We start from the raw sequence: 16,361 nt of genomic DNA, 5'->3' as shown, positions 1-16,361 counted from the left end.
CTTAGTCCAGTCCCGTTGTAGACTTCAAACTAGGTAAAATAAATGTAATGGGTGCGCGTTCTTCGACCGTGATGCGTCCATTGACTGTTGTTCCTGGTGTTATTTGTAATTGTGGCCCTGACGAAGACGACCAACGATAACCACTAAAAGTAGTGGAGTCTTTCTGCAATTCCACAAACATTCCCAATGCAGTTTGTCCACGCAATAATTTATCTACAATCTCTGCATTACCTACTAAACTAATTGCGCCTTGTCTACTATCGGGAAATGGTGAAACCTGACTCACTCTACCTACAATGCCACCAAAACGGGCGCGTTGTACGGTATCTGGTGTGACCTCTATAGACATCCCAGGTTTGACTTTTTTACCTTCTTGAATTGGTAAATAAACTAAAGCTAATATCTTACTATTGGCATCGGCAACATCAATAGAACCTAAACGCACACCTGGATTGAGAACTTGCCCAGCTGATGTCGCTAGTTCTAACACCCGTCCATTATATTTGCTGCGGATTTCGCTTTTGCCTTGTAGTTGTAATTCTAATCGGGCTATCTCCCGCTTCACATCTTGCAATTTATTTAATCTAGTTGTTGCTGTTTCTAAATCTTGTTGCTGCAATTGCGTAGTTCTAGTATCTAATGCTCTAGAGCGCGTTTGCAAATCCAAAATTTGATTAGCATTTTCTTTTAGAGATTTTTGAATTGTCAATTGGCGAACATCTAGGTCTTTTAAATCCGCCTGCATTTGCGAAATTTGCTTGAGATTATCTATATATGTTTGTTTCGCTTCTAAGAGCAAATCATCAGATATAGCTCCAGCATTTTGTAAACTCTGGCGTTTATTTAAGCGTTCCTGAAGTTCAGGAGAAATGTTTTGCAGGGATTTCAAATTCTGCTCTATCGACACCCGTCGCTGATGAATAGCAAATAGTTCTTGCTGAACAAGTGCAGGTGTGATTGTTTGTAACTGCTCGATTTTTTGCTGTATTCCTAGACGTTCTTGTTGTACAAGCAGTTGTTCTTGACTAGCACGACGTTGTTGTAGTTCACTCTGAGCTAAATTTTGTTCTGTTAGTTCTAAAAGTTTGGTGCGTTGTTGCTGTAACTGTTTTTTTAATTCAGTTTGGTCAACTATTGCGAGTAGATCACCTTGCTTCACATCCTGACCAACACGAACTTTCATCTCTATCACCTGTCCACTAGCTGTAGATTGCAAATCAACTACTTTCCGTGGATGAATCAGTACACCTTGCCCAGCTACAGTAATAGGAATACGCCCAAAAAATGCCCATGATATTGCTAGTAAACCTAGCACACTCAACGAAATTCCGAGTAACCAACTTTGAGGACTAACTACACGTACAAGATGATCAATGCCTTCAGGGGAAGACAATTTTTCTAATCTATCCAGAGATTTCTGGCGAAATAGTTTATTTTGCTTTTTAACCTCCATTTTCTTTTTCTATCATGTAAGTGAATGTAGATTAACAGATGTGAACAAGACTAATTTAAACATCTTCTGGAATTACAAGTCGAAAACCAGTGTATTGAAATACTTCCGACGGAAACGGGCCGTGTCTTCTAGCACTACGTGCTAAGTCACCACCACGGGCAAAAGAACCACCCCTAAGTATCCGATATTGCCCCAATACCATACTTAAATCATCGTCAATATACTTACCACCTGTATATGGTTGATAAAAATCAACAGTCCATTCCTCAACGTTTCCAGCTAAGTCACAAACACCAAATTCAGAAGCGGCGTTAGTATAAAGGTCAACAGGTGTTGTATGACCAATACCAGCTTCAATGGTGTTACACTTTTGAGCGTCAAATTCTTGACCGAATGGATATTCATTGTCCGAATTTCCACGCGCTGCATATTCCCACTCAGCTTCAGTTGGTAATCGGCATTGCCATCCTAATTTGAGACTTGACCAATCAGCGTAACTTTGTGCTTCTTCAAATGAAACACCCCAGACTGGATGATTGCTGGGTTCATCCAACAAAATCGATTTTGGTATCCTAGCATCCGTAGCTTTGACAAATTCAAAATAATCTCCATTCACTACTGGAAATCGATTAATTTTAAATGCTGGTAAGCAGACTGAATGCTTAGGAAATTCTTTCAGTATCCATTGATAAAATTTAGATTTATTGTAGGTAGAATCAACTAATTTTGACCCCCAGTATTCAACACAAGCCTCTACTTCTGCTAATGTTGAACCCATGCCAAATTCTCCAGCCGGGATAGATACAAAATCTGTAGAAAATGAGTAACTAATAATTAATCCTCCTGATTATCTATCTCAAGTTTTTTGAGTATTTTTCAAATTTGGTTGTAGTACATAGTCATGTTTATCATTCATTTTCATACTCAAAGATTATGCGTTTCGTTATAAAACTTAATAAATATAATTCCCAGTAGTTCCCAACAGAGAAAGATACTCAAAAACCTATAAATACATTTGTACTACTAAGGGGTAAAATTATAGTGCAGCGCTTAAGAGATAGTAGATGGAGCCATTAACTGCTAGTGCGATCGCTGTTGGAACTATAGTTGCTACTAAAGTCTTAGAAAAAACAACAGAAGTTTTATTGGATAAAGCTGGTAAGTTTTCGTGACCCTGAAAAGATTCATCACTACATTTAAACTTTCACCCTTAACAATCTTTACAGGGACGTTACAGCGAAGCTCAACCACTGTTTGAACAAGTTTTGCAGATTATTTATGAGCAACGATTAAAAATAGACAATCCTGACACGATTTCTATCCATAAATTCGCTTGAAAGTCTGCTCGAACCACCTTCTTGAGCCAGACCTAGAAAGATGAGAGCGCCCGAAAATTCCAAAAACAGTTCCTTCCACTGATTAAACTGATTCCGGTGTCAAGCGAGAACGAGGAATCTCCAGGCTGGAGTTAACTTCCATCTCCTTGCTCAAATTAATACGCTCTAAAACTAGACAAATAAATTAGTTGTGCTAAAATTATGAATCGGTGAGTGCTTTAAAGCCAATGCCAAGTTGCCAGCATAGCACAGTGGTAGTGCATCCGACTTGTAATCGGAAGGTCGTCGGTTCAAATCCGACTGCTGGCTTTTAACCCAAAACCCCGCAATTCGCCGTGTCGATTGCCAATGTACAGCATGGAATCCCCAACACCTTGCACCCGCAATAACGCAGTCAACGATTTCATCCCTTGAATATATAGAAGGATGAGAAAAAACCTCCTGTTTGATAAATAATTTCTAACTTCTGTTAGATGAATAAGCCGATTTTTATCGTTAACTTTAAATTGTGCTGAGTGGCAAATAATTACGTTCAAAATTGGATAAGTTAGTGATTAAATCTTATCACTAACCAAAGTTTTAACTTGACAAATTATTGCCAAAAATGTGAAAAATATCAACGCGAAATTAATGGAGTATGATGATGGCAAATTTCTTTTCTAAGGTAGTCAATCATATCAAGTTTTTATTTCAAGAGTTTCAAGTAAAGCGTTTTTTTGCTATTGCTTTAGTTGGTTTTTTGGTACTAACAACAAGCCTAAACTCCAGCATTGACTCTGGACGTAGTACCAACAATGTAACTAAGAGATTGGATCAAGTTGTACATCAGGATGATGCTGATAGACCTAAAACCACCGGAGAATGGAATAGAGAAGCTCGTCAAACAGAAGATGCTCCTGGTGAAAGAGCTAAAAGAATTGCCAAAGAATCTGGAGAAGCGGTAAAACAGTTCGGTTCTGTTTATCCAGACACAGCTAAGAGAAGCGCTAGTGACGATAATAGATAGACAAGGCTTTCTGTTAACTCCTTTCAAGCAAGTAAAAATTTAACAGTTTACACCTTTCCATCAACCTCAAAGGACACATATTTATATGTGTTCTTTTATATTTTTATGGAGCGATCACGTAATATTTACCAGTTGTGTTAGGGAGGATAAATTTTTAATTGATATGCAATAAAATACTATAATAACTATAATTTATGTATAATACCTAAGTTCTGAAAAATATCTTGTTCAATTTCCTTAAATTGCCCTTCATCTGTATTCTGAAAAAGTATAGTAAAAGCACCAGCGCCTAATCTATCTTGTGGGAACAAACGATAACAAGGAATAGTAGTTAAGTGTGACTGATATTCTTCTAGATGGTTGATTTTTATTGCTTGGAATTGAGGAAAGCGTGATAAAAACCATTCACATACTTGCTCATTTTCTTCGGGAGAATAGGTACAAGTCATGTATGCAAGATAACCTTGCGGAGCAACAAGCTTTGCAGAGTTCGCTATGATTCTTTTTTGACGATTAGCACTCTTATTAATAGCAGTAGGATGAAAACATCCGGGTGCTTTTTCCCCCTTAGCTAATAGAGATTGCCCGGTGCAAGGTGCATCTACTAAGACTAGGTTACTAGATAAGGGCATATGTTCTGCAAAAATACTAGAATCTCGATTAACGACAAAACTAGGGCTAATATGACAACGTTTTAAATTAGAAATTAACATTCCTAAACGTTTACCAATTACTTCGTTACAAATAATTAATTCTGGGTGTAAGGCTTGCCAAGCAAAAATACTTTTACCGCCTGGAGCGGCGCACATATCAAAAACTAACTTTACTGATTGAGGAATTGTTAATAAAATAGACGCTGCAAATACAGAGGAAAAATCTAAACAATAGAAATATCCTTGATGATGTAGGCTATGCTGACCCGGTTTTTCTCCTAAAGGCAGACGGTCAACAAATGAGGGTTGCCAACTTATGGGAGATTCTATGAAAAAAGGTAGATTATTTGGTCTATTTTGACACCAAAGAATACAAGGGTTAAAAGGTTGAGGAGCAACTAAAGCATCAATAAATTCTTCTTGTTTATCAGGATTTTCAAACAAACGTCGTGCGAGTTTCAGTAGTAAATTCGATGGTTTTTCCATTAGTAAAACTGTTACAGAGGAACAATACTTATAAGGGGCTTGGATTCATAATACTAGGGACTGGGGAGTAAGGTGTGGAGGGAGATGGGGGGATGAGGGAGATGAGGGAGATGAGGGAGAGTGAGATAATAAACTATTGACTATTGACTGTTGACTGTTGACTGTTGACTATGGACTATTGACAACTGACAATCCCTGCGTAAATCCAAAATGATTGCCAAACTAGCCTAACGCAGTGGAGAGGTCATGTTTTTTGATAATTTTCAACGAAGATTACGGCGAGATGCGGAGTTATGGCGTGATGAAGGAATCATTAGTGCTTCGCAATATCAGCAAATTGCCGATCGCTATCAATTTAAAAATCTAGATATGGCTGCACGCGATCGCTTTATGATGATTGCGATCGCGATCGGCGGTGTTCTGCTGGTTATAGGTGTCTTTACCTTTGCTGCTGCTAACTGGTTGTCTTGGTCACGGGAAGTCAAATTCATCTTGATGATGAGTTTATTTTTCTTTATTAGTATTACAGGTTTTTACACTTGGAGAGAACCAACACTCAACAGTAAAGAAGGGAAAAAGTCACAACGTAATAAACGCTTCTTGGGAGAAGCTTTACTGATTTTTGCCGCTTTTATTCTGGGGGCAAACCTCATCCTCATGGCACAGATTTTTAATATCACTGGTTCTACTGCTGAATTTTTTCTCGCCTGGGGATTTGGTGTTTCTTTCATGGCTTACGGACTATCATTAAATTCCTTGGGAATCATGTCCATTGTCCTAGTCATGATTGGCTACTGGGCTGGACTTGGAGATTTATGGTACTCCTCAGACCAATTGAGTTGGGCGCGGTTAGCAGTACGCCATATGCCGCTTGTATCATGGTTATTATTTGTACCTTTAGCTTACTTATGCCGTTCACGATGGATTTTCTTTTTGGCGGCGTTCTTCTTTGCTAGTTCCTTGCAATTCAACCTCAATCCTTTACCATTACTCAAATTCTCTGATGTTGCGCCTTGGGTAGCTTCTTTTGCCTTAGCCCTACCTCCGGCAATCTTCTGGAGTTACGACGATCTACTATTTCCCACCATCAATTACAGACTCTTTCAACCCCTTGCACGTAACCTAGCCCTTATTGCTTTTGGTTTAGTCTTCTATGCCCTTTCCTTTCGTTGGCAATGGCAAAGTTCTTCCTATAATTCCTTTGGGTCAAACAACAACAGTAGCAATTTCTTATCTGTATCCGTCATCGACTTGGGGATTATTAGTGGTTTAGCCGTCCTACAATGGTTGTTTCTGTTACGTCAAAGAAGCAACCCTCCCCGGAGGGAAGTCGTTTTTAATACGGGACTAATTGCCATTTTCCTCGGATTTATCGTTGTAGTACCGTTTTGGCATCAAGCTATCAATCGCATCGGCGACTTGGGCAGTTTTATTTTCAACGTGCTTTTAGCAGTTTTGTCTTGGGGACTCATTCAAGAGGGAATGAAGTTAAACGACCGACGCTCTTTTTGGGGCGGTATGCTATTGTTAACTTTACTAGTTATTAGTCGGATGTTAGAGTACGACACTGACTTATTATTTAGGTCAATGGTTTTCTTAATGTGCGGCTCGATATTAATCAGCGCCGGCATGTGGTTTGAGAATCGTCTCACTGGTTCTTCGGGGAAGAAGTCAAGTTGACAGTTATTATCCCCTACTCCCCACTCCCCACTCCCCACTCCCTACTCTGCGTAAGTCCTATGTCCGCTCCCCAAAACTATTATTAGGACTACGCTTATGGCAGAAACTTCTGAATCTAGCAAGAATAAAACTTTGTCTCCTGAAGCTGAGTTTTCTAAAAAACTGACTTTTCGGGATTATTTGACTGCTACTGAACAAAAATACAATCAGCCTTTGCCTTTTTGGCGGCTAATTTTACCCCTGATGTTGCAAACAGGTTTGATTTTATCTGTTCCCACTCAAGCAATGTACACCAACCTTGCAGGTCGGGAAGTAATCTTACAAACTTTACCGAACGATCCTGATAATGTGTTGCGTGGCTATACGCTCAATCTGGATTACAACATATCTCGTATTTCTAATTTGCGGCGGCTTCCCGGCTGGGAGGAGGTAGTTAGCAGAAATGAGGGAAGGCGTGGAAGACTACTTGAGGGAACTAACTTATACGTGATTTTGCAAGAACAACAATCTTTTGGTCGTGGTACTCCTAGAGCTTGGCGACCTGTGCGTGTGAGCAGTAATTTACCTATGTCTTTACGAGATAATCAGGTAGCTTTGAGGGGTGTTTACCAAGATGGGACTATTAACTATGGTGTGGAATCATATAATGTTCCAGACGAGCAACGTCGGCAGTTGAATAACGACATTTTCCGCGCTGCTCGTCAAACTAGAGATGGACAGTTGCGATCGCTAACTGTGAAAGTGAAGGTAGACCCGCAGGGTAATGCTGTACCTGTCAGTTTATGGGTACGCGATCGCAATTATCGTTTTTAATCTTCGTGGCGGACATTCCATGCTACACCAAAAGCTGCCCCTGCTCCAGCTAATAAGCCTGTACTCATGCCTTCCACAGTTTTTTGTATAGGGTTCTGAGTCAGGCACTCACTTGTAACTTTATCGGACTGTAAGCAAAGATTACTTTCAGCCCAACTAGCGGTTCCCCCTAAAATTACACCCGCTACACTACAAGAAGTCACAAGCAGCAGGAGGCGTTTAGTTTTTCTATCCATAGATGGATGTGTCAAAGTTTAAATGTGTTAACCAGTTATCAACTACTTTACACATCCATGCCGTTTCTGTCAGCTAGTTTGAGAAGATTTTTGAAAAGAGAGAAAAATAATATATCTTTTAATAATAATAAGTCTTTATGCCGTTGAATTTTGTTCCTCCACCGACGCAAAAAATTGATAGTGAGATTGCTAGTAGCTTAGGTGTGGAAGTGTATGTATTACGCCTTGACTTAATGCACCCGTGGGTAAACGGTAATAAGTGGTATAAGCTAAAATATAATTTGGCTGAAGCGAAAGAAAAAGGTTACACAAAATTACTTACCTTTGGTGGTGCATATTCTAATCACATCTTTGCCACAGCCGCCGCAGGTAAGTTACTGGGATTTGCAACAATTGGTGTAATTCGTGGAGAAGAAACATTACCTTTAAACTCAACATTGAGTTTTGCTTTACAACAAGGTATGCAGCTTGTTTATGTTGATCGTCAAACTTATCGACACAAGCACAGTGCTGAGTTACACGCAGATTTTAAAAAACGCTTTGGAGAAGTTTTTATTATTCCTGAAGGTGGTAGTAACTTAAATGGTGTACGCGGTTGTCTGGAAATAGTAACTGCGGCAATGCAAGTATTTGATACTGTGTGTGTAGCCTGTGGTACTGCGACAACTTTAGCAGGTATTACTCTATCACTTAACTCTAAACAGCGTGTGCTTGGTTTTCCTGTGTTAAAAAGTGGTGGGTTTTTAGCACAGGATATCGACAACTTAGTGCAGAATTATCTCGCAACTGGATTACCTACACCATATACTTCTCCTGTACCTTGGGAATTGATTTGTGATTATCATTTTGGAGGTTATGCCAAGGTGAAAGATGAGTTGTTATTATTTAGCCAGCAGTTTCAGCAAACCCACGGTATACCTCTAGATTACGTATACACCGCTAAGATGTTTTATGGTGTCATGGATTTGCTCAAGCAGGGATATTTTTGTAGTGGCGATCGCTTGTTATTAATCCACACTGGCGGGTTACAAGGCAATACAATTTGAGATTTTAAATTTTAGGTTTTGGATTGAAAATGTCTGCATATTTACAAAAAACTTAAATCGATTTTATAAATAATTTTTATAATTTAGATAAAATAAACATACTAAGTCTTAACTTCAAGAATTATGAGCGTTGTTGCTGCTAAAAGATATGCAGATAAATTAGAGTTCGCTGCTGATAGCATTCGCGTCAATGGATACTTAACAGAAACTTCTCGTGTCACGGGAGATGAACAAGGAAAATTGTTTGAAGTTAATGACATGATTATCGGTAGTGTGGGCTATGTCATGGAGTTAAGCTTCATGCAAAGATTCGCCAGAAATCATAAGCCTGCTGCAACTACAGTAGAAGCAGTTCTCGATTTTATTGTCGAGTTTTACGCTTGGGCGAAAAAGAAAGATGATAGTTTCGGGCGTAAGAATAGTTATTTAATTGGCATTGAAGGTGAAATTTTTCGTGTCAGTAGTAGCTATTTAGTGGAAAAGATTAATGAGTTTAGTGCTATTGGTGCAGGACAGCACTTTGCTTTAACAGCTATGTATTTAGACAAAAGTCCTAAAGAAGCTGTAGAGATTGCCAATGAATTATGTGTTTACTGTTCTGGGCCAGTCAATGTAATTACAAAAACTTTAAGTTCATCGCCTCATTAGCTAACAAACTTTTACATCTAAGGTGAACTTTAAGTGCTTTGATAGTAGTTACGTCAACTTTATAATTTCCTCTAAAACTTTAAGCGATCGCAGATACATCTAAAGCGATCGCTTTTTATTTAAGCATTTACAAATTGAGATAAAATATTTTTAGTTAAAGACACAAATCTTTACTTATAAAATAAATAAAAGCTTAAAGTTATCTACAACATAATGAATACTAATTTGACAACTAATACAGGTGACTTTATTAAAACTCTAACCCAAGCTGCGGTCGCCTATCGAGGAGAAAACAACAACCGTCCTCAGCCAGAAGCGATTGTAAATGCTTTGTTACAAGCAGAAAAATCAGCTAAACAGCATCGACTAACTTATGATTTTGCTGCTTTAGCTGGAACGTGGAAACTGTGTTTTGCTACAGGAACCAAAAAAGCTCAAAAACGAGGAGGAATTATTTTAGGTAAAGGTTGGTATGTACCTCAATTGATAAAAATTTATATATCCTTTAGTCCTTCTGCAACGGAAGACATCAGCAAAGGTGAAGTTGCTAACCAAGTAAAATTAGGGTCTTTGTTATTAAAACTTACAGGCCCAGCTAAATATATAGGAAAGAAAAATATCTTAGCTTTTGATTTTACCCAAATTTATCTTAATTTATTTGGTCGAACTATTTACCAACAAAAAATTCGTTCTGGTAAGGTTGAGTCTGAAGATTTTTATACCCAACCTATAGCAAAACAGGCATTTTTTGCATTCTTTATAGTTACACAAGATTTTATCGCCGCCCGTGGGCGTGGGGGAGGCTTGGCTTTATGGATTAGGGAGTAATTGGGAATTGGGAATTGGTGATTGGTAATTGGTAATTGGTAATTGGTAATTGGTAATTAAGAGTTTAGCTCTTTTGTAGAAGTGGTAAAAGCGATCGCTCAAGTTTTTGGTTGACTACTTGATTACCTTGCAAGTTTAGATGAATATGGTCTTGGTATAAGGCTTTAAAGTCATTAGTAGCGTTGAATATAGGCAGAAAATCTACATAAGTCATTTGCTGGGACTGGGTAAATTCTTTGAGGCGTTGGCGTGCTTTGATTTCGTAATCGCGGGGCCCTGGTTCACCTAGTTCTCGTAATAAGGGAGTCATCACTAACAAAAATTTGCTGTTGTTTTGGCGAGTAAATTCTGCAATTTTACTGATAGCATCTAGTAGTCTGCCAAGACAACTTTGCTAGGTTAGAGTTGGATATAAACGCTGCATTTTTCGGCGAGCATCTTTGGTTTGGAAACCCCAATAGACACTGGCTTTTTGCTGATTACGTTGTTTCTCCCAAGCGGCAATCTCAGAAGTTAATGTTTCTGCATTAGGAATACGCCGTTCTAAACATTGGCGGGATAAAACAGATAATTCAATTTCTACTTGATTCAACCAAGAAGCGTGCTTAGGAGTATAGTGAAACTCTAATTTTTGAATAATTCGACGTGCTTCTTCTGGTGGAAAAACTTCATATAATGCGCTGGGAGTATGAATATTCAGGTTATCAACTACCAAACGAATAACATCAGCATCTTGGTAGCAAACATCTACTAAATTTTTCATCTGTTTAGCAAAATCGACTTTAGTTCGACGTTCTGTAACTTCGATATGCCGCCAACCTGCCAAGGGTTGAAAACACGCAAATAAATTTACTGTCCCGTTACGTTTATACTCGAAATCATAACGTTCAGGCTGCTCCGGCTCTGGTGGCAAAGGAAGTCTTACTTCTTCTACTAGTTGGTAGGGACGTTCATCAAAGCAGACTACAGGACGTTTAGGATCATAAGGCTCATTGTATAAATCCAACACATCTTCCATTCGGAAAACATATTCTGCGTTAACTTCAGGAATGCACCACTGTTGTTTTAACCACGGTTTGATTTCATTTTTTTTAAAGTTTGACGCACTGTTTCGTCCGAAATTGAATCTATGATACCAACGTTCACTAAATGATCCGCTAATAATTGCATTGTCCAACGTACTCTTCCAACTGGTGGATTGGAACAAGCAGTGGCAATTAAAAATGCTTCTTGTTTTTCATCTAACTTTTTAGGTTTTGGTGGATGAACTTCATCCTTTAAAGCAAAATCTAACCCCCCAATGACAAATTTTTCTCGTATTCGTTGCACTGTTGCAACATGCGCTCTAACTATGCTAGCGATCGCTTGATCCGTTTCTCCTTCAGAAGCCATTAGAAGAATGTTTGCACGGGTTATGGTTCTTGCTTTGTGTTTACCTTTTTTAATTATTGCTTGTAGCTGAGAAACTTCCTCTTCATTCAAGTCAACAATGTACTTTTTCGCCATGTTACACCCCGTTTTTGGCTATTTTACCAATTAGAGGTTTTACTTAGCAAAGTTACCTTGGCAGACTACTAGATTAATGCCGACGCGATCGCCTGCTTCTTTCTGTACTGCGGCTAATTCTGGGTCAGGCTGTGACTTTTGGATATAACGCTGCCATACTTCTATTAATGCTAGGGGTGGCTTTTTGTCTGGATAATTGCGATCGCGTCCTACTGGTAAAGATGTCGGCGCAGTAGCAAATAAATCATCAGTATTTATCACTAATACCACTACTTGGGATTGAAAATTACCAAACCGTTGTAAGTATGCAAGTTGATTTCTCGGCCCCCAAGAATTAGCCGAAGCATTTAACACCTCTACTTGTTGATAATTGTCATGAGTTGATGAACTAAGAGAAGCAGTCAGCAAGCTAGAGATTGTATTCTTTTGATCAGTCCACCATCCACCATTAACAATCGAGTCTCCCAAAAGTAGCACTCGTAGAGTAGCGGGTGCAGGAATTTTAGCTATACTCCCACTCCGCATAGAATATTCATTGATGTCAATCTGATTACCAAAACGGCGGGTATGCTGGTTAGGAGCCAGTAAGTAACCAATTTGCTCATCACCAATGTAAATGAGGGGATTGCCAAAACCAAAGAGCGATCGCAATCCTATTTCCACCGCAATTAACCCTATAGTTATCAGCGAAATTATTATTAATCGATAGTCAATAGTCATTAGTCATTAGTCCTTAGTCAGCAGGCAATCACGACTGTCAACTGTCAACACTTCAACAAGCTCAGTGCAGCGCTGTCAACTGTCAACTGTCAACTTCCATCGTATAAAACTAAACAACCAGCCTATAGAAATACACAAAATTAGTGATGAAAATGTTGCAAAGCTTAAACAAAATATTATTAGTTATATCGCCTTATTAGCGAGTAGACAGACTAAAATCGAAACGGGTAAATCGTCCCAGTAAAAAAGGAGGAATACAAAGCTATGTCCGACTTAAATCGCGGAATTATGAAATTTGACGGGGCAGATTCCCCTAAAGTTGTTACCATCTCTACAGTCTTACTGTTGGGATCAATCGCCGGTCTAGTTATTTGGGCGTTACAAGCAGCCTACGCACTCAACTAGGTGTAAGCAGCCTAGAAGGACACCGACAACTAGAATTAGGGTGCAAAGTTCTAGGGGTATAAGGGTATAAGGGAAAATTTCTCATAAATTACACACGCCAGTTCGGCTCCCCTACACCCTCACACCCCTACACCCTTCATTAATCCTAGTAATTGTGGTTCATCTAGCAACTAACAGCCCCATAAATAATGATTTAAAATTAGCAAAAAAATTTTAGATATTGAAGATTTGAGATTTTAAGTGCAAGATTAATCTCAAATTATAAATTTAGCATGAGAGAACTTTGGGGTGCCTTAGTTATATTAATTATCTGTCCCCTGTTGGGCGCGTTACCGTTAATTTCCTGGATTACTTACGCGCTCAAGAAGAGACATTTGGCTCAAATTGGTACAAAGAATATCAGTGTTTCCGCCGCTTTTTACCACGGTGGGAAACTAGCAGGGGTTTTAGCGGTTGTCTCAGAAGCCTTAAAAGGGATCGCAGCCGTTTACATTGCGCGTGCTTTCTTCCCTGAAGGTTCGTTTTGGGAACTACTATCCCTCATCGCCTTGGTACTTGGTAGGTACTTAATGGGGAGAGGGGCGGGAACAACCAACGTCGTCTGGGGAATGTTAGTACATGATCCTCTAGCAGCAATATTTGTTACTCTATTAGCAATTATCAGCTTCACGCTTTTACAGTCGAGAAATCTAGTAAAGTATGGAGTCCTATTTGTGTTTCCCATATTTATAGTGCTGCTTCATGCCGAAGATTTTCCCAAAATTATCACGGCTGTAGCCCTAGCAGGACTGCTATGGTGGATTTATCAACGGATTCCTGATGACCTGGATTTATCGTCTCAAGAAGCAGATTCAGAATCACAACCAGTATTTGAGTATTTACGCGGTAGTGACACAATTCTCACTCTTGATGATGAGTTAAATCAAGCGATTGTAGGACAGAAGGCTGCTACCTTATCCCAGATTAAACGCTGGGGTTATCAAGTCCCCAAGGGTTGGGTACTTGTCCCTGGTAATGACCCAGAACAATTATTACAATTTCTACAACCTTCCGAATTATCGCCCTTGGTAGTCCGTTCTTCCGCCATTGGGGAAGACTCCGAACAGGCTTCGGCGGCTGGGCAATATTTAACAGTGCTGCACGTTACCAACGAGCAGCAACTACAACAAGCTATTACAGAAGTTAGAGAATCATATAATAATCCATCGGCTGTGCAGTATCGCCGCGATCGCGGTTTACCAGACACAGCCATGTCAGTTCTCATTCAGCAACAAGTCCAATGCGCCTATTCTGGCGTAGCTTTTAGCCGAGATCCCATCACCCAACAAGGCGATGCGGTAATTATCGAAGCTTTACCTGGTAGCCCCACTCAAGTAGTATCTGGGAAAGTTACACCCGAACAGTACCGGGCTTTTGTGGTTGAGGCTGATAACTTGTCCTCAGTGAAATTAGAAGGGACGGGACGAGTACCGCAGGCGTTAATTAAACAAGTAGCATATCTAGCCCGTCGCCTAGAAAAGCGTTACTTGGGAGTACCGCAGGATATCGAGTGGAGTTACGACGGACAAACCTTGTGGTTATTGCAAACAAGACCAATTACCACCCTACTACCAATTTGGACAAGGAAGATTGCCGCAGAAGTAATTCCTGGGGTGGTGCATCCCTTAACTTGGTCGATTAATCGTCCCTTAACTTGTGGAGTTTGGGGTGATATATTCACCATAGTATTAGGCGATCGCGCTACAGGTTTAGATTTTACAGAAACAGCAACTCTGCATTACTCTAGAGCTTATTTTAACGCCTCCCTCTTAGGAGATATCTTCTTGAGAATGGGATTACCACCAGAGAGCCTGGAGTTTTTGACTAGAGGCGCGAAAATAAGTAAACCGCCGTTGCAGTCAACTATACAAAATTTCCCAGGACTGCTGAAGTTACTCAAACAGGAACTCAACTTAGAAAAGGACTTTAAACAGGATTACCAAAACGTATTTATTCCTGGGTTGTCCCAATTAGCGAATGCGTCTTTAGAAGAACAGGAAATAGCAGAACTATTATCCGGGATTGATTTCAACCTAGATTTGATGCGTCGTGGCACTTATTATAGTATTTTGGCTCCTTTGAGCGCCGCCATCAGACAGGGAATTTTCCGCGTCAAAGACGAGCAAATTGACAACAGCGTCACCCCGGAAGTAGCAGCCTTACGTTCCCTAAGAGCTTTAGCGGTGGATGCGAAACAGGTATTACCAGAATGTGAACCTGAACAAGTCTTTGATAAATTGAAACAAACTCCAGAAGGAGAGAAAATTCTTTATGAATTTAACGAACTTTTGGAAGATTATGGCTATTTAAGCGATGTAGGCACGAATATAGCCGTTCCCACTTGGAAAGAAGACCCCCAACCCATCAAGCAATTATTTGTCCAGTTAATTCAACTCAGCGAACCAGAAAAAGCCGAATTAGAAGCCAGTAAAGCTCATCCACCCAAGCGCAAACGCGGGACAGTACAACGCCGGGTAGATATTAAAGGACGAGTCACCGAAGTTTATTCACGCTTACTTGCAGAATTACGCTGGAGATTCGTAGCTTTAGAAAAGATTTTGTTGAAATCTGGCTTACTTAAGCAAGCTGGCGATATCTTCTTTTTGGAGTTGGATGAATTGCGGCGTTTATTAGCCGATGCAGATGAGGAATTGAAGGCTAACTTAACCGAACAGATCAAATTTAGGCGATCGCAATTCCATCAAGATAGTTTAATTGAGCAAGTTCCCCTGGTAGTTTACGGCAATATCCCGCCACATCCCGCAGATGCAGCAGAAGTATACTCTGACCAAATACTAGAAGGTATACCCGCCAGTCATGGACAAGCCGAAGGCAGAATCAAAGTGGTGCGGAACCTACAAAACCTACCAGACATCGACAAAGATACAATCTTAGTAGTACCTTATACCGATTCTGGCTGGGCCCCTCTGTTGGTAAGAGCCGGAGGAATAGTTGCAGAAGCTGGAGGTAGACTTTCCCACGGGGCGATCGTTGCGAGAGAATACGGTATTCCTGCCGTCATGGATGTTAAAGGTGCAACATGGATTCTCCAAGACGGTCAACGGGTGAGAATTGACGGCTCTAGGGGTATTGTGGAATTATCCAACGATTTAAGACCAGAATGATTACTACGTCCCTAAATGACCTACCCGAAGAACCTGTTTCACACAACCCAGAAATTAAGAAAAAAGTTATGTTGAGGTTGGGTGATTTACCACACCTCACCAACTTTTCTCAAGCCAGCTTCGCCCCAGGACAAACCGCAGCAGCCCACGCCCACCAAGATATGTGCGAAGTCTTCTTCGTCGAATCTGGCGCAGGAGTAATTCGGATCAATGGTCAAGACTACCCCTTACTTCCAGGTAACTGTGTAGCCATAGAACCAGGGGAAACTCACGAAGTAATTAACAATGGTGTAACCGAACTCGTACTAACTTATTTTGGCTTGCGAGTAGAGATTGGGGAAACTTAAATAAAATGTCAAATATACCAGACATATCGTCAG

General features: G+C 40.0%; 14 protein-coding genes, 1 tRNA gene and 2 pseudogenes. 10 read left to right on the top strand and 7 right to left on the bottom strand.

Annotation, left to right across the window (positions count from 1 at the left end):
• Window position 1: 1 nt before the first annotated feature.
• Both NSMS1_RS29515 and NSMS1_RS29510 read right to left on the bottom strand, forming a co-directional pair.
• Window positions 2-1,453, bottom strand: a complete 1,452-nt coding sequence (locus tag NSMS1_RS29515; RefSeq protein WP_224088497.1) for an NHLP bacteriocin system secretion protein — start codon at window positions 1,451-1,453, stop codon at window positions 2-4.
• Between the two features lie 55 nt (window positions 1,454-1,508).
• The gene (locus NSMS1_RS29510) at window positions 1,509-2,285 is read right to left on the bottom strand and encodes a formylglycine-generating enzyme family protein (RefSeq protein ID WP_263432595.1); all 777 of its coding nucleotides are present in this window, start codon (window positions 2,283-2,285) and stop codon (window positions 1,509-1,511) included.
• Between the two features lie 742 nt (window positions 2,286-3,027).
• Here NSMS1_RS29510 and NSMS1_RS29505 point away from each other — a divergent pair.
• Window positions 3,028-3,099: transfer RNA gene (locus NSMS1_RS29505), tRNA-Thr, on the top strand.
• 334 nt (window positions 3,100-3,433) lie between these two features.
• Window positions 3,434-3,796: a hypothetical protein gene (locus tag NSMS1_RS29500; protein ID WP_224095389.1), complete on the top strand. Its 363-nt coding sequence runs from the start codon at window positions 3,434-3,436 to the stop codon at window positions 3,794-3,796.
• A 185-nt stretch (window positions 3,797-3,981) separates the two neighbouring features.
• Here NSMS1_RS29500 and NSMS1_RS29495 read toward each other — a convergent pair whose 3' ends face one another.
• The gene (locus NSMS1_RS29495) at window positions 3,982-4,935 is read right to left on the bottom strand and encodes an RsmB/NOP family class I SAM-dependent RNA methyltransferase (RefSeq protein ID WP_224088495.1); all 954 of its coding nucleotides are present in this window, start codon (window positions 4,933-4,935) and stop codon (window positions 3,982-3,984) included.
• A gap of 246 nt (window positions 4,936-5,181) precedes the next feature.
• Here NSMS1_RS29495 and NSMS1_RS29490 point away from each other — a divergent pair, with 246 nt between their 5' ends.
• A complete protein-coding gene (locus NSMS1_RS29490; protein ID WP_224088493.1) occupies window positions 5,182-6,615 on the top strand; it encodes a DUF2157 domain-containing protein in 1,434 nt (477 codons plus the stop codon).
• Window positions 6,616-6,711: 96 nt separating this feature from the next.
• On the top strand, window positions 6,712-7,428 hold the full coding sequence (locus NSMS1_RS29485; RefSeq protein WP_224088491.1) for a GDYXXLXY domain-containing protein: 717 nt from the start codon (window positions 6,712-6,714) through the stop codon (window positions 7,426-7,428).
• Here the strand turns inward: NSMS1_RS29485 and NSMS1_RS29480 are convergent.
• On the bottom strand, window positions 7,425-7,664 hold the full coding sequence (locus NSMS1_RS29480; protein ID WP_224088489.1) for a hypothetical protein: 240 nt from the start codon (window positions 7,662-7,664) through the stop codon (window positions 7,425-7,427). The two genes, NSMS1_RS29485 and NSMS1_RS29480, sit on opposite strands and share 4 nt — an antisense overlap.
• Window positions 7,665-7,801: 137 nt before the next feature.
• Between NSMS1_RS29480 and NSMS1_RS29475 the strand changes: the two genes are divergently transcribed.
• The 3 genes from NSMS1_RS29475 to NSMS1_RS29465 all read left to right on the top strand — a co-directional run bounded on the left by NSMS1_RS29475 (window position 7,802) and on the right by NSMS1_RS29465 (window position 10,186).
• On the top strand, window positions 7,802-8,710 hold the full coding sequence (locus tag NSMS1_RS29475; RefSeq protein ID WP_224088487.1) for a 1-aminocyclopropane-1-carboxylate deaminase/D-cysteine desulfhydrase: 909 nt from the start codon (window positions 7,802-7,804) through the stop codon (window positions 8,708-8,710).
• Window positions 8,711-8,833: 123 nt separating this feature from the next.
• Window positions 8,834-9,358: a hypothetical protein gene (locus NSMS1_RS29470; RefSeq protein WP_224088485.1), complete on the top strand. Its 525-nt coding sequence runs from the start codon at window positions 8,834-8,836 to the stop codon at window positions 9,356-9,358.
• Window positions 9,359-9,571: 213 nt separating this feature from the next.
• Window positions 9,572-10,186 (top strand): hypothetical protein, encoded by a 615-nt coding sequence (locus tag NSMS1_RS29465; protein WP_224088483.1) that lies wholly within the window; start codon window positions 9,572-9,574, stop codon window positions 10,184-10,186.
• A 64-nt stretch (window positions 10,187-10,250) separates the two neighbouring features.
• Here NSMS1_RS29465 and NSMS1_RS29460 read toward each other — a convergent pair.
• The 3 genes and pseudogenes from NSMS1_RS29460 to NSMS1_RS29450 form a co-directional block, all read right to left on the bottom strand.
• Window positions 10,251-10,571, bottom strand: a pseudogene (locus NSMS1_RS29460) (SGNH/GDSL hydrolase family protein); the annotation flags it as partial.
• Window positions 10,572-10,580: 9 nt separating this feature from the next.
• Window positions 10,581-11,692 (bottom strand): IS630 family transposase gene (locus tag NSMS1_RS29455; protein ID WP_411908649.1). Its coding sequence is split into 2 segments (ribosomal slippage): window positions 10,581-11,272 and window positions 11,272-11,692, totalling 1,113 coding nucleotides; the frame shifts between segments, so codons are not numbered across the junction.
• Window positions 11,693-11,761: 69 nt separating this feature from the next.
• Window positions 11,762-12,412: pseudogene (locus NSMS1_RS29450) on the bottom strand (SGNH/GDSL hydrolase family protein); the annotation flags it as partial.
• 264 nt (window positions 12,413-12,676) lie between these two features.
• On the opposite strand from NSMS1_RS29450, the gene NSMS1_RS29445 reads away from it, so the two are divergent.
• From NSMS1_RS29445 to NSMS1_RS29435, 3 genes are all read left to right on the top strand, one after another.
• Window positions 12,677-12,817, top strand: coding sequence for a hypothetical protein (locus NSMS1_RS29445; protein ID WP_224088481.1), 141 nt, complete (start codon window positions 12,677-12,679; stop codon window positions 12,815-12,817).
• Between the two features lie 272 nt (window positions 12,818-13,089).
• A complete protein-coding gene (locus NSMS1_RS29440) occupies window positions 13,090-15,981 on the top strand; it encodes a glycerol-3-phosphate acyltransferase (RefSeq protein WP_224088479.1) in 2,892 nt (963 codons plus the stop codon).
• Entirely contained in the window at window positions 15,978-16,328 is a 351-nt protein-coding gene (locus tag NSMS1_RS29435) for a cupin domain-containing protein (RefSeq protein WP_224088476.1), read from the top strand. The genes NSMS1_RS29440 and NSMS1_RS29435 overlap by 4 nt, the downstream gene beginning before the upstream one ends.
• Window positions 16,329-16,361: the final 33 nt, after the last annotated feature.

The organism is Nostoc sp. MS1 (assembly GCF_019976755.1).
In the GTDB taxonomy this organism is placed as follows: domain Bacteria; phylum Cyanobacteriota; class Cyanobacteriia; order Cyanobacteriales; family Nostocaceae; genus Trichormus.
Note: the sequence above shows the minus strand (reverse complement) of the source record. Positions and strands in the feature narration are given on the sequence as shown.

Bases quoted from the DNA above. Each gene is read 5' to 3' on its own strand.
- NSMS1_RS29490 (WP_224088493.1), top strand. From the start codon at position 5,182: ATGTTTTTTGATAATTTTCAACGAAGATTACGGCGAGATGCGGAGTTA.
- NSMS1_RS29465 (WP_224088483.1), top strand. From the start codon at position 9,572: ATGAATACTAATTTGACAACTAATACAGGTGACTTTATTAAAACTCTA.
- NSMS1_RS29480 (WP_224088489.1), bottom strand. From the start codon at position 7,664: ATGGATAGAAAAACTAAACGCCTCCTGCTGCTTGTGACTTCTTGTAGT.
- NSMS1_RS29470 (WP_224088485.1), top strand. From the start codon at position 8,834: ATGAGCGTTGTTGCTGCTAAAAGATATGCAGATAAATTAGAGTTCGCT.
- NSMS1_RS29435 (WP_224088476.1), top strand. From the start codon at position 15,978: ATGATTACTACGTCCCTAAATGACCTACCCGAAGAACCTGTTTCACAC.
- NSMS1_RS29440 (WP_224088479.1), top strand. From the start codon at position 13,090: ATGAGAGAACTTTGGGGTGCCTTAGTTATATTAATTATCTGTCCCCTG.
- NSMS1_RS29445 (WP_224088481.1), top strand. From the start codon at position 12,677: ATGTCCGACTTAAATCGCGGAATTATGAAATTTGACGGGGCAGATTCC.
- NSMS1_RS29500 (WP_224095389.1), top strand. From the start codon at position 3,434: ATGGCAAATTTCTTTTCTAAGGTAGTCAATCATATCAAGTTTTTATTT.
- NSMS1_RS29495 (WP_224088495.1), bottom strand. From the start codon at position 4,935: ATGGAAAAACCATCGAATTTACTACTGAAACTCGCACGACGTTTGTTT.
- NSMS1_RS29475 (WP_224088487.1), top strand. From the start codon at position 7,802: ATGCCGTTGAATTTTGTTCCTCCACCGACGCAAAAAATTGATAGTGAG.
- NSMS1_RS29485 (WP_224088491.1), top strand. From the start codon at position 6,712: ATGGCAGAAACTTCTGAATCTAGCAAGAATAAAACTTTGTCTCCTGAA.
- NSMS1_RS29515 (WP_224088497.1), bottom strand. From the start codon at position 1,453: ATGGAGGTTAAAAAGCAAAATAAACTATTTCGCCAGAAATCTCTGGAT.